This is a genomic window from Paenibacillus woosongensis (genome assembly GCF_009725165.1).
Classification (GTDB): domain Bacteria; phylum Bacillota; class Bacilli; order Paenibacillales; family Paenibacillaceae; genus Fontibacillus; species Fontibacillus woosongensis.
Window position 1 is genome coordinate 235,280 of the sequence record NZ_WNZW01000004.1, and the last position, 20,185, is coordinate 255,464.

15 protein-coding genes and 1 other annotated feature are annotated in these 20,185 nt (G+C 52.6%); of the genes, 12 read left to right on the top strand and 3 right to left on the bottom strand.

From position 1 onward, the window contains the following. Positions 1-18: 18 nt before the first annotated feature. The 12 genes from hemB (at position 19) to murC (ending at position 16,918) form a co-directional block, all read left to right on the top strand. Entirely contained in the window at positions 19-1,026 is a 1,008-nt protein-coding gene (gene hemB / locus GNP95_RS14120; RefSeq protein WP_155611505.1) for a porphobilinogen synthase, read from the top strand. A gap of 79 nt (positions 1,027-1,105) precedes the next feature. Continuing rightward, a complete protein-coding gene (gene hemL / locus GNP95_RS14125; RefSeq protein WP_155611506.1) occupies positions 1,106-2,407 on the top strand; it encodes a glutamate-1-semialdehyde 2,1-aminomutase in 1,302 nt (433 codons plus the stop codon). Then, positions 2,404-3,312, top strand: a complete 909-nt coding sequence (locus tag GNP95_RS14130) for an RluA family pseudouridine synthase (RefSeq protein WP_330163438.1) — start codon at positions 2,404-2,406, stop codon at positions 3,310-3,312. The genes hemL and GNP95_RS14130 overlap by 4 nt, the downstream gene beginning before the upstream one ends. A gap of 171 nt (positions 3,313-3,483) precedes the next feature. Further along, complete coding sequence (locus GNP95_RS14135; protein ID WP_155611507.1) at positions 3,484-4,845, top strand: LysM peptidoglycan-binding domain-containing protein; 1,362 nt, start codon at positions 3,484-3,486, stop codon at positions 4,843-4,845. A gap of 487 nt (positions 4,846-5,332) precedes the next feature. Next, entirely contained in the window at positions 5,333-7,507 is a 2,175-nt protein-coding gene (locus GNP95_RS14140; RefSeq protein ID WP_155611508.1) for a glycoside hydrolase family 6 protein, read from the top strand. Between the two features lie 94 nt (positions 7,508-7,601). After that, positions 7,602-7,760: a carbohydrate binding domain-containing protein gene (locus GNP95_RS25795; RefSeq protein ID WP_196427179.1), complete on the top strand. Its 159-nt coding sequence runs from the start codon at positions 7,602-7,604 to the stop codon at positions 7,758-7,760. Beyond that, entirely contained in the window at positions 7,732-8,001 is a 270-nt protein-coding gene (locus tag GNP95_RS14145) for a hypothetical protein (RefSeq protein ID WP_196427180.1), read from the top strand. The genes GNP95_RS25795 and GNP95_RS14145 overlap by 29 nt, the downstream gene beginning before the upstream one ends. Positions 8,002-8,081: 80 nt before the next feature. Continuing rightward, positions 8,082-8,420 (top strand): endo-1,4-beta-xylanase, encoded by a 339-nt coding sequence (locus tag GNP95_RS14150; RefSeq protein ID WP_230873816.1) that lies wholly within the window; start codon positions 8,082-8,084, stop codon positions 8,418-8,420. 135 nt (positions 8,421-8,555) lie between these two features. Next, a complete protein-coding gene (locus GNP95_RS14155) occupies positions 8,556-10,922 on the top strand; it encodes a glycoside hydrolase family 9 protein (protein ID WP_155611511.1) in 2,367 nt (788 codons plus the stop codon). Between the two features lie 92 nt (positions 10,923-11,014). Then, positions 11,015-11,290 (top strand) — a binding site (T-box leader). A gap of 82 nt (positions 11,291-11,372) precedes the next feature. After that, a complete protein-coding gene (locus GNP95_RS14160; protein WP_155611512.1) occupies positions 11,373-14,045 on the top strand; it encodes a valine--tRNA ligase in 2,673 nt (890 codons plus the stop codon). A gap of 120 nt (positions 14,046-14,165) precedes the next feature. Next, complete coding sequence (locus GNP95_RS14165) at positions 14,166-15,539, top strand: bifunctional folylpolyglutamate synthase/dihydrofolate synthase (protein ID WP_155611513.1); 1,374 nt, start codon at positions 14,166-14,168, stop codon at positions 15,537-15,539. A gap of 59 nt (positions 15,540-15,598) precedes the next feature. Then, on the top strand, positions 15,599-16,918 hold the full coding sequence (gene murC, locus GNP95_RS14170) for a UDP-N-acetylmuramate--L-alanine ligase (RefSeq protein WP_413773748.1): 1,320 nt from the start codon (positions 15,599-15,601) through the stop codon (positions 16,916-16,918). 82 nt (positions 16,919-17,000) lie between these two features. Here the strand turns inward: murC and GNP95_RS14175 are convergent, their stop codons facing one another. Genes GNP95_RS14175 through GNP95_RS14185 form a run of 3 tightly spaced genes read right to left on the bottom strand, consistent with a single transcriptional unit; the run spans position 17,001 to position 20,184 of the window. Then, a complete protein-coding gene (locus GNP95_RS14175; protein WP_155611514.1) occupies positions 17,001-17,810 on the bottom strand; it encodes an energy-coupling factor transporter transmembrane component T family protein in 810 nt (269 codons plus the stop codon). Next, a complete protein-coding gene (locus tag GNP95_RS14180) occupies positions 17,807-19,585 on the bottom strand; it encodes an ABC transporter ATP-binding protein (RefSeq protein WP_196427181.1) in 1,779 nt (592 codons plus the stop codon). The genes GNP95_RS14175 and GNP95_RS14180 overlap by 4 nt, the downstream gene beginning before the upstream one ends. Further along, a complete protein-coding gene (locus tag GNP95_RS14185) occupies positions 19,585-20,184 on the bottom strand; it encodes an ECF transporter S component (RefSeq protein WP_155611516.1) in 600 nt (199 codons plus the stop codon). Before GNP95_RS14185 ends, GNP95_RS14180 begins: the two co-directional genes overlap by 1 nt. Position 20,185: the final 1 nt, after the last annotated feature.

A 20,185-nucleotide genomic window follows, 5' to 3' on the forward strand; every position in this document is an offset into this window, starting at 1 on the left:
GAAAGGACGATACCAACTATGACATTTCCAATCGTAAGACACCGCCGTTTGCGGCAATCGGCTGCGATACGCGGTATGGTGCGCGAAACCGTGATTATGGCCGATGATTTCGTACAGCCGATATTCGTCACCTATGGCAGCAATGTGAAAAATGAAATCTCTTCGATGCCGGGCGTGTTCCACTTCTCTTTAGACCGTCTTCAGGAGGAAGTGAAGGAGATTGTTGATCTTGGCATTCCGGCGGTACTGCTGTTCGGCATTCCTGAACAAAAGGACAGTGTTGGTACGTCGGCCTTCGTCGAAACTGGCATTGTGCAGGAAGCCACCCGACTCATCAAATCATGGTATCCCGACTTGCTTGTGGTCGCGGATACTTGCCTGTGTGAATTTACGGATCACGGCCATTGCGGCATGGTGCACACCATTGAACGGGATGGCCATGTCTGCGGGGACGTGTTGAACGATGAATCATTGGAGCTCCTGGTGAAGACGGCAGTGTCACAGGCGCAAGCGGGAGCTGACATCATCGCTCCATCGAATATGATGGACGGCTTCGTCCAAGCGATTCGCCACGGACTAGACGAAGCAGGCTATACCCATGTGCCAATTATGTCGTATTCCGTAAAATACGCCTCGGCATTCTACGGCCCCTTCCGGGAAGCAGCAGATTCGGCGCCGCAATTCGGCGACCGCAAGACGTATCAGATGGATCCGGCGAATGCCCGCGAAGCGCTGCGCGAAGCGGAGACAGATGTGCTAGAGGGTGCAGATATGCTTATGGTTAAGCCGGCGCTAGCCTATATGGATGTGATCCGCATGCTTCGGGACGAATTTGACCTGCCGATCGTGGCCTACAATGTGAGCGGCGAATATTCCATGGTCAAGGCGGCGGCCCAGCAAGGCTGGATTAACGAGCGGGCGATCGTGAGCGAAATGCTGCTGGGCATGAAGCGCGCGGGAGCTGACATTATCATTACGTATTTTGCCAAAGATGCGGCGCGCTGGCTGCGCGAAGGACGCAATTAGCATACCTGAAGTATGCTTCGGAATTTCAAGGACAGACCATAGATCATAGATCAATGACAAAGCAAGGAGCGTGACGTCAATGAGTACAACTATCGGACGTAAAGGGGAAGAACGGTCCTACCAGGCATTTGAAGAAGCGAAAAAGGTGCTGCCGGGCGGAGTTAACAGCCCGGTACGCGCGTTCAAGTCCGTTGGGCTGACGCCGATTTATATGGACCACGGTATTGGTTCACACATTTACGATATCGACGGCAACAGCTATATCGATTATGTGGGATCATGGGGCCCGCTTATTATGGGACATGCCCACCCGGAGGTCGTTAAGGCACTGCAGGAGACGGCTGCCAAGGGCACCAGCTTTGGCGCGCCTACACTGCTTGAGACACAGATGGCCAGACTTGTAGCCGAGCGCGTGCCGTCCATTGAAGTCGTGCGGATGGTCAACTCCGGCACAGAGGCGACGATGAGCGCGATCCGCTTGGCTCGGGGTTACACGGGACGCAGCAAAATTATGAAATTTGAGGGCTCCTATCACGGCCATGCCGACAGCCTGCTCATCAAAGCGGGTTCCGGCGTAGCAACACTGGGGCTCCCGGACAGCCCAGGCGTACCGGAGAGCATCGCAGCGAACACCATTACCGTTCCGTATAATGACCTGGAATCCGTTCAATTGGCCTTCGAACGCTTCGACGAAGAAATTGCCGGCGTCATTGTGGAACCGATCGCAGGGAATATGGGCGTCGTACCGCCGCAGCCTGGATTTTTGGAAGGGCTGCGCCGTATTACAACAGAATACGGCAGCCTGCTTATTTTTGATGAAGTTATGACCGGCTTCCGCGTTCACCTGCACTCTGCTCAAGGACTGTTTGGCATTACTCCAGATTTGACCTGCCTAGGTAAAGTAATCGGCGGGGGACTGCCGGTTGGCGCTTATGGCGGCAAACGCGAAATTATGGAGCAAATCGCTCCTTCGGGCCCAATTTATCAGGCGGGTACGCTAAGCGGGAACCCGCTGGCCATGATTGCCGGCTTCACTACATTGTCGCTCCTTACGCCTGAGGTTTATGACCGTCTCGAGCGCTTGTCGGCTAAGCTTCAGGCAGGGCTTGAATCGAATGCGAAGGAAGCGGGAATCCCTAGCGTGATTAATCGCGTAGGTTCTATGGTCTGCCCGTTCTTTACGAATGAGCAGGTCGTTAACTATGATACGGCCAAGAGCAGCGACTTGGATCTGTTCCGCCGCTATTTTGCCGCGCTGGTACAGGAGGGGATCAATATCGCCCCGTCTCAGTTTGAGGGCATGTTTGTTTCTGGCGTTCATACCGACGAGGACATTGATGCTACGATCGAGGCGCATCGAAAAGCGCTGCAGAAGCTGTGAGTTTACGGTCAGCAGGCGCTAGACGGGGAGAATGGCTGGAACTGATGCCCGGCAGGCTCCCCATGCCGGCAAGCGGTGACCGCTATGAAGCGGCGCTCGCATGGCTGGAAGGCGAATTGGACCTTCCTGTCAAGCTCCGGCGCACACTTGAAGCCGAGCAGGGGATTAAGCTGGCGGGAGATCGTCTGCGCCTGCGGCTTTTTCCGCCAAGGATATCGCAGTATGAGCCTATGCATCCGGAGCTTCCGCTGCAAATTTTGTACGAGGATGATTTTTGCCTCGTTGTACATAAGCCTGCAGGGGTTAAAGTACATCCGGATGGACACAGCCCCCTGCCGACTTTAGCCAATATGGTCGCAGCGATTTACTCGGAACGCGGCGAGCCAGTTGCGCCCGAGCATATACACCGGCTGGACGAGAACACGTCCGGCCCGGTGCTATATGCCAAGAATACTTATTCTAAGCTTAAACTGGACGCGGCGATGGCGCGCAAGGAAATTGGCCGGGTCTACGTGGCGCTGGTACAAGGCGCGGTAAGTCCGGCGCTCCGCGTAATTGACCAGCCAATCGGCAAGGATCGGCATCATAGAGCTCGAAGGCGCGTATCCCCGTCGGGCCAGCATGCAGTAACGCGCGTAGAGCTGCTGGAGGCCTATCCGGACGCCAGCCTCGTGCGCCTCACACTGGAGACGGGACGAACCCATCAGATTCGGGTTCATATGAGCTATGAGGGCCATCCGCTTATCGGGGACGCTTTATATGGGGGCAGCACCAAGCTGACGCCCTATCAAGCGCTTCACGGCGAGAGTTTGATGTTTGCCCACCCGCTTACGGGAGAGACCTTGACCGTGCAGGACCCTTGGCCTGCAAGCTGGAAAACGCTGCTTAAGCAGCTTCGAGCCTAGCCAACGCAGGAATTGAATATATGCCAAAGCCATGAATGAGTGGTGTTCGATCGGCAAAAACCAGGCATGCACTCCTTTTTCAAGCATATAAATAAAACGAGCGATGATTTGGACCATGTCATCCATGGGATGCGAAATCATGTTTGGAAATGCTGAAAGGAGGTATCATTCTTGGCTGATCAGTCCTACGGTCTGAGGTTTGATATTTATGAGCGTGTTCATTTATCGGAAGATGTGATTGGAATTGAGGAATTGGAGGAAATAGAGCTCATTCCGAAAATCCAGGTGATTCCTGGCGAGGAGTATGCCGCGCTTCGCGGGCATTTGCTGCTGTCGGGACTATACCGGGGGCAGGGGGAAAGCTGCAAGCTGGAGCATTGGATCCCGGTTGAAATCACGATTCCGTTAAGCCGGGTAAACAAACTGGAGGAGATCGCCGTCGAAATTGACAATTTTGATGTGGATCTTCTGAGTGCCCGCAGTTTGAATATTACCGGGGTTTTGTCGCTTAAGGGGATTGAGACGACTACGCTTACGGGGAGCGAAGAATGGAAGGACAGGGAATTTATAGCTGCGCATGAATCTCATCAGGATGAACCGGACGAGACTTGCCTGACAGAGCAGCCATTACCATTGGACACATTGCGACAAGAAGAACAGCAGCTGACGGAGCAGATCTCTGAGGGACCGGTGTCTGGAGACAGAGAGAATCAAGCTTCTCAGTGGCAGAGCTCTTTGGAGGCCGCCGAGGACCTGGATTTGCCGGACTTTCCAGAAACCCCTCATCAGAACGTGATCTCCTGGACGGACGATTCGCTGCTCTCATCCCCATCGCTATGGAAGGACAAGGCGGCGGTTTCTGAGGATGAGATCCGGGAGGCTGTGCAGCAAGCGGAAGAGAATTTAGCCTCGTTCAAGGAAGAAGAACAACGTGACGAACTGGAAGAGAATCACCTTGAAACTCCATCTATAAGCGAACAGGAGGGTGATGCCGTCGAGGTCGTACAGGCTGTGTCGAGGGAAACAGACCAGGCGGCTTCTTCGGAGCAAGGCGCAGAGTCAGAGCCGGTTTTGTCAGCAACCACCGAACCAGAGGCTGCCGGAGATGTCGCTCATGAAGATTCGGAGCCGGAAATTCGCCCCCAGCCCGAGGAGAAAAAAGAGCTGAAAATTGCCCTTAACAGCAAGAAGGCGGATGAAACGGTACAGGGAAGCGATATTGGCATCACCAAGCTGCTATCAGCTCAACGGCCCAATAAAGAACCGGAAGGCTCGTTGGAACAGGAAGAAGGCAACGTAAAGGCAGCGGCCGAACTACACGGGGACGAGGAAGAAGTTCGCTGGAAAAACTTATTCATCGGCAATGCGGAAGAGCAGACCCCCTTTCGGAAAATCCGGCTCGTCATCGTTCAGCGCGAAGAGACCTTGGATGAAATTGCCGAGCGGTACAATCTCAGTACAAGGGAGCTGCAGCTTTACAATCGGTTAGCCGAACACAACTTAGCGGAAGGGCAAGTTCTATATATTCCGTAAATTGATTGGTTCGGAATCATATATATTGAAGAGCAGACTGCGCGTAATTCGCGCAGTTTTTTTTGGTAAGGCCACGACGGCAATCTCTCCTCGCTAACATAATTTATTTTGTTAGTGTAAATTTTAAACATAATTAAAATAAAATTACCGTTAAATCTTGTATTATTTTTACTATTTATGGTATATTTGTGTCTAGATGGCGAACATTCTCTTTTTTTAACACTCGTTTGTCGTCGGTTATTCTATTTTTTGCGTCATTTCGTCGGATTTTCACGGCCTAATGACAAAATTCTATTTGCGGAAAGGAGTGAGGAACAAGTCCAATTATTAACTTCCATGAGATATTACGGGATGAGCAAGAAAGGAGAGCAAGGGCAGAAGGGAAAACAACTAGCACTGCATATTCGAACGGCAACATTTTGAGAGCGCATACATTTCCCAAGCGAATGATTTAATTTATTAAAATTTATAACAGGAGCTGAAAGAAATGATTAAGTATTTGCCCAAACGCACTGCGATGCTTGCGTTGATCTCGGCACTGGTTGTCACGATGTTAACGCCTTTTGGAAATCAAAACGCTCAAGCGGCAGAGGCTCATGTAGACAATCCTTACGTTGGCGCGACAAAATATATCAATCCCGATTATGCTGCATTAATCGATACTTCGATTGCTAGAGTCAGCGATAGTACGCTAAAAGCGAAAATGCAAACTATCAAATCCTATAATACCTACGTATGGCTTGACCGCATCGCTGCAATTTACGGTGGCGAGGATAATGGTAACCGCCGCAGCCTTGAGGGACATCTGGACGCTGCCTTGGCTCAAAAGCAAGGCAATACGCCAATCGTTGCAGAGTTCGTTATCTACGATTTGCCTGGCCGGGATTGCCATGCCCTGGCATCCAACGGCGAGCTGCCATTGACACAAGCGGGCCTGCAAACGTATAAGACTGACTATATCGATGTGATTGCTGACATTTTCTCCAAGCCTAAATACCAGGATATCCGTATTGTTACTGTCGTTGAGCCGGACAGCCTTCCGAACCTGGTTACCAACCTTAGCACTCCGGCATGCGCTGCAGCCAACTCCAGCGGAATCTATGTCGATGCTATCAAATATACGCTCAATAAGCTGGCTGTCATCCCTAACGTATACACTTATTTAGATATTGGCCACTCGGGCTGGCTTGGATGGGATGATAACCGTCAAGGCACCATCCAGTTATATACACAAGTGGCTAAAGCTACGAATGCTGGTTTTGCCAGCGTCGACGGCTTTGCTTTGAACACGGCGAATACGACTCCATTGGTAGAGCCGAATTTACCGGATCCGAACCAAAACGTAAACGGTATGCCGCTCAGATCCGCTAGTTTCTATGAGTGGAATCCATACTTCAGCGAAGCAGAATTTGCTGCTGGTCTGTATTCGGGCTTTGTGTCCGCCGGCTGGCCAAGCAGCATTGGCTTCCTTATCGACACATCCCGGAACGGCTGGGGAGGCCCGGATCGGCCAACCAGTGCGATTGGATCTACGGTTGACCAGATCGTAAATTCGGGCCGTGTGGACCGCCGCGGGCATCGGGGACTGTGGTGCAACAACAGCGGCGCTGGCATGGGAAGAGCGCCAGAGACTGCTCCATCAGGATTCCCGGCTTCGCATATCGACGCTTTTGTCTGGGTTAAGCCTCCGGGCGAATCCGACGGATCCAGCTCTGAAATTCCAAACAACGAAGGAAAGGGCTTCGACCGGATGTGTGATCCGACTTACCAAACCCAATACGGTATTTTGACGGGCGCTCTTCCTAACGCTCCTGTATCCGGCCATTGGTTCCATGATCAATTTGTCATGCTTGTCCAAAACGCATATCCTGCCATCCCGGCAAGCGGTGGAGGACCGGTTGACCCGCCTCCGACAGCTCCGGCTGCACCAACCGGACTCAGCGCTACGGCTGGTAACGGACAAGTCTCCTTAAGCTGGAATGCTTCGCAAGGCGCGACTAGCTATACTGTCAAACGCTCCACGACGAGCGGCGGGCCGTACACTTCGCTAGCAACGATTAGCGGTACCAGCTACACAGATACCGCGGTCACGAACGGAACGACTTATTATTATGTGGTCAGTGCGGCCAATAATGTAGGCACAAGCGTGAATTCCACCCAAGCTTCCGCGCTTCCTCAGGGTACAACTCCTAATCCTGAGCCGACCGGCAATCTGGTCGTTCAGTATAAGGCTGGGGATTCAAATGCAACCGACAATCAGCTCAAACCGCATTTCAATATTGTAAATAACGGATCAACACCTGTTGACTTAAGCCAACTGACTCTCCGCTATTACTTTACGGCGGACGGCACACAGCCATTGCAATTCAACTGTGACTGGGCAATGGTTGGCTGCTCGAACCTGACAGGCTCGTTTGTCAAAATGAGCGAGAGCAAAACGGGCGCCGACACTTATTTGGAAATTAAGTTCAATGCGTCGGCTGGAACGCTCTCTCCCGGAGGAAGCACTGGTGACATCCAAACGCGCAGCAATAGAAGCGATTGGACTAACTTGAATGAGAGCAACGATTACTCCTTCGATGCTACGAAAACCTCCTATACCAACTGGAACAAAGTAACGCTGTACCAGAACGGAACTTTGGTATGGGGAATTGAACCTTAATAACTAACCAGGAACGGCGTCTAAATGGCGCCGTTCCCTTTAAGTAAAGGAGGATTCGGCATCTAATTAAAAATTTAATAGGAAATGAGGGAGTATGTCCGGAAGGCAAAGCGATTGGCACGGCATGGCCCAAAGTCTGCAAGGCAAGTTGACGGCGGGGCGTACGTACGATATTTCCGCAGCAATTCGCCAAGAACGCCAGCAGTGGACGAATCCTGATTACGATGCAGCAGAGCGATGGAAGTGGCGATAATTATCTTCGTGTGGCTGAATCGCCGGTAACGGACAGCGCATGGATGACATTGAGAGGATCGTTTCTGTATGAGCCTTCGGGTGAGGTCACATCGTTAAAGCTTTATTTTGAGGGTCCCGATGCAGGCGTAGATTTTTACGTTGATGACGTTATAGTTGCCGAGAGAGCAGACATCGATTGGAAGGCGGAAGCCAATGCACGGATTGAGCAGCTTCGCAAAGACGATGTCAAATTCTGGTGACCGATGAGGAGGGCCGTCCCGTATCAGGGGCAAATGTCAAAGTACAGCAGACCAGACATGGTTTTACTTTCGGTTCGGCGATGAGAAGTACGGTGCTGTCCAACAGCCAGTACAGTGATTTTTTCAAGGAGCATTTTAATTGGGCTGTATTTGAAAATGAATCCAAATGGTACTCCAATGAGACCAGTAGAGGCAATGTCAATTATAGTGTGGCTGACCGCATGATGGAATTTGCCGAAGTCAATGACATTTTGGTGCGGGGGCATACGGTACACTGGGAGGTTGACCAATATCAGGCTAGCTGGATCCAAAGCTTACAGAGAAGCGAAAAGGCGATGGCTGACCGGATTACCAGCGTCGTGAATCATTTCAAAGGCAAATTCGTCCACGCAGCCATAGAAGCAACTGGACGAATTTAAATGAGAGCAATGATTATTCTTTCGATTCAACAAAAACGATGTTTACAATTTGGGAGAAGGTAACCCTGTATCGGAACGGGCAGCCCATCTGGGGAATCGAGCCTTAATCAATGAAAATGAAAAGAGGGAGCTGGAATGACAAGTTTAATGAAGAGTTCAGGAAGAAGTGTGCGGAGACTTGCAAAACTAACCGTGATCATGCTCATTTTCATGCTGACAATATGCGGTTTGTTACCAGCAGGAATTCATGCGGACACCGACCCCAGCCCAATTCGGGTAAATCAAATCGGTTACTTGCCCGGGGCCGATAAAATCGCCACGATTGTTAGCAGCTCGGCGTCCCCGCTTGCCTGGGAGCTGCGCAAGATAGGAGGCAGCGTAGCGGCTCAAGGACAAACGCATGTTTATGGCCTGGATCAGGCTTCTGCCGATCGCATTCATCATGCCGATTTTTCATCCGTCACGGAACAAGGCACTTATAGACTGTGGGTTTCCGGATTAGGAGAAAGCGTGCCGTTTGCCATTAACGGCAATTTATATCCAGACCTGCCGAGCGAGGCGATGGAATATTTCTATTTCCACCGGATGGGCGTAGATATTCAGGCGCAATATTTGAGCAATCCGGCTTTTGCCCACAAAGCGCTCCATCCGGGGGACAGCTCGATTGGCTGTTATAACAGCTGGTGCGGGAGCGAACGACTCAATGTGAAAAATTCCTGGGCGGATGCAGGGGACTTCGGAATTTATCCTGTAAATCAGGCGATATCAGCCTGGACGCTGTTGAATCTATACGAGCGTTATCCCGGGGCCTTCCCGGACGGCTCGCTGAATATTCCGGAGAGCGGGAACGGCGTTCCCGATATTCTTGACGAGGTTCTTTTCGGCTCGACGTTTATGAAGGGAGTTATGCCCTCGACCGGATTGGCCTCGCATAAAATTCATAATGACAATTGGAGCGCGTTTCCGGTGACGAATATCGATGCCGAGAACAGCATGAACCGTCAGGCTCAGCCGCCTTCCACAAATGCGACCTATGCGGTAGCCCGCAACCTGGCGCATCTGGCTCGCCTGATCAAGCCATATAAAGAAGCGGAAGCCGCAGAAATGTGGGGGATTGCCAAGGAGGCCTGGGCAAGGGCTTCAGCGAATCCGAACGTCCTCTATACCTCGCAAACGCCGGATGCTCCGGGCGGCGGGGATTATGATGACATTCGCACAAGCGATGACCGGTATGCGGCGGCAGCAGAGCTATACTTGACGGCCTATGCGCTCGGCGACAGCAATGCATCGTCCTACAAAGCAGCGGTTACTTCGTCACCACATTACCGCGAGGTGTCCCAGTTCGACTGGCAGTCTACTGCGACAACAGGAACGCTGTCCATACTGTCGGCTCAGAACGATCTGCCAGCCTCCGATCTTCAGGCCATGAAGACAAATGTGCTGAACCAGGCGGACGGTATGCTGTCGACATTAAATGGCGAAGGATATCCTGTGCTGCTGCCGGGGAATAAAGGTTATGACTGGGGCTCCAACTCCATCATTGCCAATAAAATGATATTGCTCGGCTACGCCTACGATCTTAGCCAGAACCTGGATTATTTAAAAGCGATGAACCGGGGGATGGATTATTTCATGGGCAATAATGCGATGAGATTATCCTATATTACGGGATACGGCCAATATTACGAGACGGATACGCATGACCGCTGGGCTTGGGGCAAGTACCAAAGCGGTGTGCCGTATCCGAAGGGTTGGCTGTCCGGCGGGCCGAACAATACAGTAATCAACGATTCGGCAACGCCGACGGGAATGCCTGCGGCTAAATCGTATGCGCCGAAGAATACGGCTCCTGATGCCTGGGTATCCAAAGAGAATACGATTAACTGGAATGCGCCGCTTGTATGGATTTCTAAATACATTCAAGACCATAGAGAACCTTTAGGCGGAGGCGCGAACCAGAATCCAAACCCTGATCCGGGCCCAAATCCTGAACCTGAACCTGAACCTGAACCTGAACCTGAACCAAATCCGAACCCGGGACCTAGCGGGGATTTGGCCGTTCAGTACAAAACCGGAGATACGAATGCAGCCGACAACCAGTTCAAGCCTCATTTCAATATTGTGAACAAGGGGGCTGCGGCAGTGCCTTTAAGCGAGCTGAGTCTGCGATATTATTTCACAGCTGACGGCAATGACCAACTGCAATACAATTGTGACTGGGCCATGGTAGGCTGCTCCAACGTGAACGGGGCTTTCGTGAAAATGAATCCGGGCAAAGCGAACGCCGATACCTACTTGGAGATCACGTTTAAAGCCGCAGCGGGTTCGCTGCAGCCCGGCGGGCAAACGGGGGATATCCAGACGCGAAATCATGCGGGCAACTGGGCGAACCTTAACGAAAGCAATGACTATTCTTTTGATCCAACCAAGACCGCTTATGCAAATTGGGAACGCGTCACCTTGTACCATAACGGTACACTGGTGTTCGGAAACGAGCCTTGATCGCAGGGCTTGCTCTCGCAGCCATACAGACCAAATATTGACTCCCTGCCAATTTCACGCTATGATAATATGGATTAACTTAAATTAACCGTGAAAAGACATGGAACGGGAAGAGTAGGCAGTGAGCCCTTCAGAGAGCGGGATTGCAGCGCTGGAAGATTCCGCAGGATGCAGCTGGCCGAAGTCACCCGGGAGTCGCTTGTTTGAGCAGCTATGCAATTTGTAGTCGTTAGAACGGGCCGGTAGCAGCCGTTATCTGTATGAGTGTTGCGAGTTTGTTCGGCGATTCCGCGAGTGTAGCGGTTTCGGTCTGGGTCAACCCGCAAAACAAAGGTGGTACCGCGAAAGTAAAGCCTTTCGTCCTTTGAGACGAGGGGCTTTTTGTATTTTTTGAGCAAGGCTATCCTGATTACGCTAAGGCAATGCTGAATTGTAACGGAGGTTGAAATTATGTCAGAGATCCAAGAGCATTCGTCGGCGAACAACATGCCGACAACGTATGATCCCAAGGCTGCAGAACAGAAATGGTATCGCTACTGGATGGAGGGCGGCTTCTTTAAGGCTGGCCAAGTACCGGAAGCCAAGCCGTACACAATTGTTATTCCCCCGCCAAACGTAACGGGCATGCTTCATATTGGGCATGCGCTGGACTTTACGCTGCAGGATATCCTGATCCGTACGAAGCGGATGCAGGGGTACGATGCTTTATGGCTGCCGGGCTCCGACCATGCTGGAATAGCTACGCAGACGAGAGTGGAGCAGACGCTCCGGGCAGAGGGAATTTCCCGCTATGATCTCGGCCGCGAGAAATTTCTCGAGAAGGTATGGGAATGGAAAGAGCACTATGCGGACACGATTCGTGAACAATGGGCGAAGATGGGCTTCTCGCTGGACTATTCCCGCGAGCGGTTTACACTGGATGAGGGGCTGTCCAAGGCTGTGCGCGAGGTGTTCGTCAAGCTCTACGAAAAGGGTCTGATCTATCGCGGCAAATATATTATTAACTGGGATCCTGCAGCCCGCACGGCCCTCTCGGATATTGAAGTGGAATATAAAGAGGTCAACGGTCATTTGTACCACCTGCAGTATCCGCTTAAGGATGGCAGTGGATTCATTACAGTAGCTACGACAAGACCCGAGACAATGCTTGGGGATACGGCTGTGGCTGTTCATCCTGAGGATGAGCGGTACCGTCATCTAATCGGCCAGCCGCTCGTGCTGCCAATTGTAAATCGTGAAATTCCGATTATTGCCGACGAATATGTCGATAAAGAATTCGGCAGTGGCGCGGTGAAAATTACGCCTGCGCATGACCCGAATGACTTTGAGGTAGGATTGCGTCATGATTTGCCGCAAATTACCGTTATGGATGAGAGCGGCAAGATGAATGAGGCGGCCGGCAAATACCAGGGATTGGACCGCAGCGAGTGCCGGAAAGCCATCGTGGCCGATCTTAAGGAATCCGGCGTTCTCGTACGGATCGAGGATCATGTTCACCAGGTCGGCCATAGCGAGCGCTCTGGCGCCGTAGTCGAGCCTTATTTGTCGACGCAATGGTTCGTTAAAATGAAGCCTTTGGCAGAAGCGGCGATCGCTGCCCAAAAATCAGGCAAAGGCGTTCAATTCGTACCGGAGCGGTTCGAGAAAATTTATCTGCACTGGATCGAAAATGTGCGCGACTGGTGCATCTCCCGCCAATTGTGGTGGGGCCACCGCATTCCGGCTTGGTATTGCGAATCCTGTGGCGAGCTGCATGTCGCTAGGGAGGCCATGGATGCCTGCGCCAAATGCGGAAGTCATGAACTGGTGCAGGACGACGACGTTTTGGACACGTGGTTCAGCTCGGCCTTGTGGCCGTTCTCCACACTCGGCTGGCCGGATGAGGACAGCGAGGACTTCAAGCGCTTTTTCCCGACGGATGTTCTCGTTACCGGGTACGATATCATTTATTTCTGGGTAGCGCGGATGATCTTTACCGCCCTTGAGTTTACTGGAGAAATTCCATTCAAGGATGTGCTGATCCACGGATTGGTACGGGACAGCGAAGGACAGAAAATGTCCAAATCGTTGGGGAACGGCGTTGATCCGCTCGATGTCATCGAGAAATACGGCGCGGATGCCATGCGCTACATGATTTCTACGAGCAGTACGCCTGGCCAGGATCTCCGCTTCCATTGGGAACGCGTCGAGCAGGCCCGCAATTTTGCGAATAAAATCTGGAATGCCTCCAGGTTTGCGTTAATGAATCTGGAAGGCGTAACGTTTGAGGATATCGATATTCAAGGAGACCTGTCAACTTCCGACCGCTGGATTCTCCACCGCTTCAATGAGACGGCCCGCAACATTACCCGCCTGATTGATGCTTATGAATTTGGGGAGACAGGCCGGGAGCTGTACAATTTCATCTGGGATGACCTGTGCGATTGGTATATTGAGTTCGCTAAGCTGTCCTTCTACGGCGAAGATCCTGTTGCCAAAAGAAAGACGCAATCCGTTCTTGCCTACGTGCTCGACCGGACGCTGCGCCTGATCCATCCTTTCATGCCGTTTATTTCCGAGGAAATATGGCAGCATTTGCCGCATCGCGGCGAAACGATTACGCTGGCTGAATGGCCGCAGTTTGATCCGTCGCTGGAGGCGCCGGATGCTGTGCGCGAAATGAACTTGCTGATCGACATTATCCGCTCTGTCCGGAATATCCGGGCAGAAGTGAACGTGCCGATGAGCAAGCAAATTGAATTGATTGTTAAGCCGGGCTCCGCCGAGCTGCTGGACATCATCGAGCGGAACAGCCACTACATCCGGCGTTTCTGCAACACTTCGCAATATGAGGCCTCACTGAACGCAGCTGTCCCTGATAAGGCGATGACAGCAGTCGTAACGGGAGCTGAGCTGTACTTGCCATTAGCAGGTCTGATCGATATCAGCCAGGAGATCGCCCGCCTGGAGAAGGAGCTCGGGCACTTGAACAAAGAGGTTGAGCGCGTAGAGAAGAAGCTGGCGAATGAAGGCTTCGTTTCCAAAGCCCCTGCCAAGGTCATCGAGGAAGAACGCGCTAAAATGGCCGATTATGCGAGCAAACGCGACAAAGTGCTGGCACGGATCGCTGAATTAAAAGGTTAGAAGCAAAGGTAATAACCGCAGTACAGCAGGAGCCTGATTCGCTTTATTTGGTTCTTGCTGTACCTTTCCATATTATGAAACAGCATTTTAGTTCAATACATTAACGAAGGTGAATATGACATGGGGGTTAATCTATCGGAAGAAATCCAGCTGCCGCTGGCAAGTTACACAGATGCGGTAGATTGGATTAACAGCTTGATACCGTTTGGCATCCGTCCGGGTCTGGAGCGTATTCAGCGGATGATGGAGCACTTTGGCAACCCGCAGCGAAGACTCAAGTTCATACATGTGGCCGGAACGAATGGCAAAGGCTCTTCGTGTGCTTTTTTAAGCTCAACGCTTAAGGAATGCGGATATGACGTAGGGATGTTCACATCCCCTTACATTACGAAATTTACGAACAGATTCCAGTTTAACGGAGAAGATATTCCAGAGGAGACGCTGTTAAGCTTGGCTAACCGGATTGCTCCTGTTGTGAAAGAGATCGCTGCCAGCGATTTAGGATCTCCAACGATGTTTGAAGTGAGTACGGCCCTTGCGATTCTCTACTTCGCAGAAGTATGCTATCCCGATGTCGTAGTATGGGAGACTGGGCTCGGGGGTAGAATGGATGTTACGAACCTGGTTACCCCGATCGTGTCCCTTATTACGAATGTTGGCATGGATCATACCGACATCTTGGGAGATTCTCTAGAGGAGATCGCCCGCGAAAAAGCAGGCATTATCAAGCCTGGCGTGCCGGTAATCAGCTGTGCCAGCCAGCCTTCCGTTATCGCCATTCTGAAAGAGACGGCAAAAGCGAAAGGAGCGACGCTCTATTTGCTCGGAGAGCAGTTTCATTTCGATGGCGGCTTAAGCGGGCGAACCCAAAGCATTCATTTTAAAGGGCCGTTCCGCAGCATGGACATCGAGCTGTCGATGCTTGGCAGGCACCAATGCACGAATGCTGCCGGGGTGATGATGGTGCTGGAGGTCCTGCGCCAATATATGGCCTTCGTTCTCGAGGATGAGCTGCTGCTGTCCGGGTTCAAGAACGCCTTCTGGGCAGGCCGGCTGGAGCAGGTGTCAGATCAGCCGCGTATCGTTCTGGACGGTGCCCATAACCCGGAGGGGGCGGAGGCGCTCGCGAGAAGTCTTCCGGAAGCTTTCAGCTACCGGAAGCTGAATTTGATGATGGGTATGCTCGCTAATAAGCATCATCGCGAATACTTGGAGCATATATTACCAATAGTGGATACGCTTATTCTGACCGAGCCCGATTTTCGCAAGAAAATGGATGCGGATTCGTTGTATCAGCTCGTAGAGCAAATCCGGAAGGATATGGCGAAGGCGGATCTGGAAGTCATTGTGGAGCGTGACTGGAAGCGTGCGCTAGCACTGCTGCAATCACGGACGGAACGGGAGGATCTTGGGGTCGTTACTGGCACGCTTTATATGATTTCGGACGTGCGGGCAACCCTTTTGCATCAAACCGATTCTGAAAAAGGCTGGTGACCATATTGTTGAATACGACAGAACAACATGTACATTTTATCGGGATCGGTGGCTATGGAATGAGCGCTATTGCCCGCGTTATGCTGGAGATGGGCTACACCGTAACCGGATCGGACGTAGCTTCCCAGGAGTTGACGGAGAAGCTGGCGGCCAAAGGAGCTAAAATTTATATCGGACATACTAAAGAGCAGGTGCACGGGGCGGATTTAGTCGTGTATTCGACTGCGCTGCCCAAGGATAATGTCGAACGGGTAGCCGCGGAGGAACAGGGGATTCCGGTCCTGCATCGTTCGCAAATGCTGGCAAGGCTGCTGAACGAACGTACAGGCGTGGCTGTTGCCGGAGCACATGGCAAAACGACGACCTCCTCCATGATCGCTCTGGTGATGGAACAATGCGGGACGGATCCTACCTATATTATTGGCGGCGAAATTATGGATATTGGGACAAATGCCAAGGCAGGGCAGGGCAAATGCGTCGTCGCTGAGGCTGATGAGAGCGATGGCTCATTTCTTCAATACCATCCTTCTCTTGGCATCGTTACTAACATTGAAGCGGACCATTTGGAGAATTACGGCGGCGACTTTGGCAAGCTTAAAGAGGCCTACGTGCAGTTCCTGAATCAAATCAAACCAGGAGGCAAAGCGATCGTGTCCGGAGATGACCGGAACATCCGCGATTTGCTGCCGAAGCTGCAATGCGAGGTCGTGACTTATGGCATCGAAACAGCATGCGATTATACGGCAACGGATATTGAGCTTGGAGACCGGAAGGTTGCGTTTACGATGAACCGCGGCGGGCAGCCTTTGGGCCAAATCAAGCTTTCGGTTCCCGGAAGACATAATGTCCATAATGCCATGGCCACGGTAATTGCATGTCTTGAGTCGGGCATTCCTTTTGCAGAGATCGCCGATGCGATTCAGCATTTTCATGGCGCGAAGCGCCGATTCCAGGTGCTGGGCGAGAGCCGCGGCATTCTGGTTATCGATGATTACGCCCATCATCCGACGGAGATCGAAGCTACGATCGCCGCTGCTAAAGCGACCGGCAAACGGATCATTGCCGTATTCCAGCCCCAGCGGTATTCGCGAACCTTCTTCCTGTTGGATGCGTTCAGCCGCGCGTTTAGCGGCGCGGATGAGGTGATTATTACGGATATCTACTCGCCTGCGGGAGAGAAGCAGATTGAAGGCATCAATTCATCGAAGCTGGTAGAGCTGATTAAAGTGAACAGCAATGCCGGAGCAAGGCACCTGCCGACAAAGCAGGATGTCCTCGATGATTTGCAAGGACGTTTGCAGCCTGGTGACCTTGTCATTACGATGGGGGCCGGCGATATTTGGAAGGTTGGGCATGAGTTGGCCAAGAGCTTGGCCTAAAGCAAGCTATAGAGAAGGAGCTGTCCCCAGCGCAGATGTTGTCTGCGGCGGGACAGCTCCTTTGCGTTATGCTTCATTTGTTCTATAATTGGCCTCCATACCAGGTCAAGGTGCCTAGCGCATAGGATACCGTGTATCCTAGAGCGATGCCGGCCAGTACGATGCCCATGAGCATCCAATCCCGCGGACGAATGGTCATTCGGTAGTAGAAATCCCGTTTACCGCCGGTAAAACCGCGCGACACCATGGCGACGGCAACCCGCTCCGATTTGCGTATGGCGCTGGCCAGGAGCGGGATACTGTAACGCTTGAAAGCATGGAGCGCCGAGCGGATATTGCGCTTCTCCCGCCATATGCCCCGAATCCGGTGGGCCTGCTGCATTATGAGAAGCTCCTCACGGAACAGGGGGAGGAAGCGGAATCCCGCCAGAATGCCGTATGCCAGCTTCGGCGGCAGCTTGCATTGCTGCATGAGGCTAAGCATAAATTTGACCGGTTCAGTCGTCAGGACGAACATGAGCGACAGCGCCGAGAACATCAATGTACGCAAGGCGAGCGAGAGGGCCAGATTGAATCCGGCCTCCGTCAGCTGCAGCGGTCCCCATGATAAGAGCAAGGGCGAGTCCTGCGGCAGACCGGAACGTGGAAAAAGAGCGGCTGTCCAGAAATAACCGATAGCCAGTATAAAGAAGGGCACAAACAAGAACAGCCATCTGCGCCAGTAAATCCGGCCAAATATGACGGTAATCATCAATATATAAATGAGGCTGACGGAAATGGTAACCGGATCGAAGGCAAGCGATATTAAAATGACCCCTGTGATGATGGTGAGTCCTTTGATTGAGGGATTCATATCATTCAAAAGCTCCCCAAATGCGCCTGATCGTATCATACGATAACCTCCCCGCAGATTTCTTGCGTTCTCCGGAGCGCCCGTCTTAGCCTATTCTTCAAATGGGCTGAGAGCGGAGGGACGAGCTTATGCGCCCGAAGCTGCTCCTCCGGCCAATCCCATAATGCATCAGGGCGCCCGTCCCATTGAATGCTTCCCTCGCCCAGTACGATGACCCGATCGGCAAACTGCTGGACAAGCTCCATATCATGGGTAATCATGATGACAGTTAGTCCACGGTCTACCCGGGCGCGCAGCGAGTACATCAGCTCCAGGGCAGAGTATGCGTCCTGGCCGAAGGTCGGCTCGTCGCAGAGCAGCACTTGCTGCTCCTCGGACAGCATCGCGGCCACGCTTAATCGGCGTTTTTGTCCTTGGCTCAGGGCGAAGGGACTGAAGTCGCGGCGGTGCTGCAGGCGATACTGCTCAAGCAATGACTCGACCCGTTCGGACACAGCCTCCTCAGACAGCTTCTGCAGCCGCAGGCCGAAGGCAAGCTCGTCGTAGACGGTATCAGTGACGAATTGATGCTCCGGATGCTGGAAAATGAGACCAACACGCTTTCGCAGCTCCTTCTCCGGCCAGTCCGGCAAGGGCCGGCCAGAGAAGGTGATTCTGCCGGAGGATGGCTCCAATATGCCCGACAAGAGAGCGGCGAGAGTCGATTTCCCCGCCCCGTTCTGGCCGACGAGGGCAATGAACTGCCCGGCAGGGATCGACAGTGACAGCCGGTCGAGAATCTTCTGTCCCCCGCTGCGCTCGAAGGAAAGGCTATCGACCGACAGCAAGGCTTCCTTGCCGCTAGGATCGGCAGACCTTTCGTCCGGCAGCTTGGATCGGGAGACATCGGTTTGCTCCAGCTGCTGAAGCAGCGTTCTTTTTACGGAATCGGGTTTGCTCAGCCACAGTTCGGCCAGCTCGTCCCTGGTGAGCGGCTGCCATGAAGGCTCTCTGTCTATCTGCAGCTGCTCATGCAGGCGGACGGCCCCCGGCATCCATATTCCCAAATGCTGCGCCTCTTCTTTGAAATTGGCGAAATAGGTTCGGGGCTCCCCCTCGTAAACAAGTTTTCCTTCTGTGCCCATCACGGCAAGGCGATCGACATAAGGCATCCAGGCATCGAGTTGGTGCTCGATCAGCAAGATGCTCATTTGCCGCTGCTTGCGGATGGAGTGAATGAGATCGGCCAAGTGCGAGCAAGCCAGCGGATCCAGATTGGATGTGGGCTCGTCAAGGATGAGTACATCCGGATTCAAAGCCAGAGCGCAGGCTAGGGCCAGCCGCTGCTTCATTCCACCGGATAAAGTATGAATATGCGCGCTCCGCCAGTCGGTCAGATCGACAAGCCGCAGCGCTTCGTCGATTTTCGCGCTGATTTCTTCCCGGGGGCAGCCGATATTTTCCAGGCAAAAAGCAAGCTCCTCCTCCACCTTAAGCATGCAAAATTGGCTGTCCACATCTTGGAATACAATGCCTACCTGCTGCGCAATATCACCTGGATCCTGTCCCTCTAGGGATTTGCCATACAGATAAACGCCGCCTGTCACCAGGCTGTCGATGGCTGACGGGTACACTCGGTTCAGGCAAAGGGCCAAGGAGCTTTTCCCACAGCCGCTTGGACCAAGGAGCAGCATCAATTCGCCTTGATGCAGCCGGAGGGAAATCGAGGAGAATACCTGCTCCTCCCCGTCCTCGTTAAAAGCCAAGGATAAATCTTTTGTCTCCAAGACCACCGGTTTATCCATCGTTTCTTGATTCGGGAGCAGCGTATTCATTACTGCTTCACCGAGGTTCGTTGTTGATTGGCGCTTTGGGCAGCAGCCTTCCCGATGGGAAAGCTCCTTAGCACGCCTGTGCGGGCCAGCGCATCGGATATCCATTTGCCTAGCAGGCCGGCGATCACTGCACCACTGATAACCCGGACGATGAACATCGAGATGACTAGACCCGTGGACAAAGCGGCGAAGCCGGATTGAAAGAAGCCCCATCCAAAGCTGAATACGGCCGCGCCTACGCCTGCGCCCATGAGTACTGCCGTGTTGTAGTAACGGTATCTTACGGCGGCGAAAACCGCTTCCGCGCCGAGACCTTGAATAAAGGCTGACAGAATCAGAATCGGGCCGGTGACGTTGCCGATCAATACCTCGATCGTCCCGGCGATCGTCTCGGACAGCAGGGCTGCTCCGGGCTTGCGCAAGATATAGGCTGAAATGATCGAAACGATAAACCATATGCCGAAAATGACCTCATATCCCATCGGACCCATGAAGCCGACGAGCACATTGCCTATCTGCAGGAAAATCAAATAGACGACAGCAAATACGACGGACAGCGAGCTGAGAACGATAATGTCGCGAAGCTTCCAGGATGACATC

Coding starts and splice junctions, on each gene's coding strand:
- hemB (WP_155611505.1), top strand. CDS start 19: ATGACATTTCCAATCGTAAGACACCGCCGTTTGCGGCAATCGGCTGCG.
- hemL (WP_155611506.1), top strand. CDS start 1,106: ATGAGTACAACTATCGGACGTAAAGGGGAAGAACGGTCCTACCAGGCA.
- GNP95_RS14140 (WP_155611508.1), top strand. CDS start 5,333: ATGATTAAGTATTTGCCCAAACGCACTGCGATGCTTGCGTTGATCTCG.
- GNP95_RS25795 (WP_196427179.1), top strand. CDS start 7,602: ATGTCCGGAAGGCAAAGCGATTGGCACGGCATGGCCCAAAGTCTGCAA.
- GNP95_RS14145 (WP_196427180.1), top strand. CDS start 7,732: ATGCAGCAGAGCGATGGAAGTGGCGATAATTATCTTCGTGTGGCTGAA.
- GNP95_RS14150 (WP_230873816.1), top strand. CDS start 8,082: ATGAGAAGTACGGTGCTGTCCAACAGCCAGTACAGTGATTTTTTCAAG.
- GNP95_RS14155 (WP_155611511.1), top strand. CDS start 8,556: ATGACAAGTTTAATGAAGAGTTCAGGAAGAAGTGTGCGGAGACTTGCA.
- GNP95_RS14160 (WP_155611512.1), top strand. CDS start 11,373: ATGTCAGAGATCCAAGAGCATTCGTCGGCGAACAACATGCCGACAACG.
- GNP95_RS14165 (WP_155611513.1), top strand. CDS start 14,166: ATGGGGGTTAATCTATCGGAAGAAATCCAGCTGCCGCTGGCAAGTTAC.
- murC (WP_413773748.1), top strand. CDS start 15,599: ATGAGCGCTATTGCCCGCGTTATGCTGGAGATGGGCTACACCGTAACC.
- GNP95_RS14175 (WP_155611514.1), bottom strand. CDS start 17,810: ATGATACGATCAGGCGCATTTGGGGAGCTTTTGAATGATATGAATCCC.
- GNP95_RS14180 (WP_196427181.1), bottom strand. CDS start 19,585: ATGAATACGCTGCTCCCGAATCAAGAAACGATGGATAAACCGGTGGTC.
- GNP95_RS14185 (WP_155611516.1), bottom strand. CDS start 20,184: ATGTCATCCTGGAAGCTTCGCGACATTATCGTTCTCAGCTCGCTGTCC.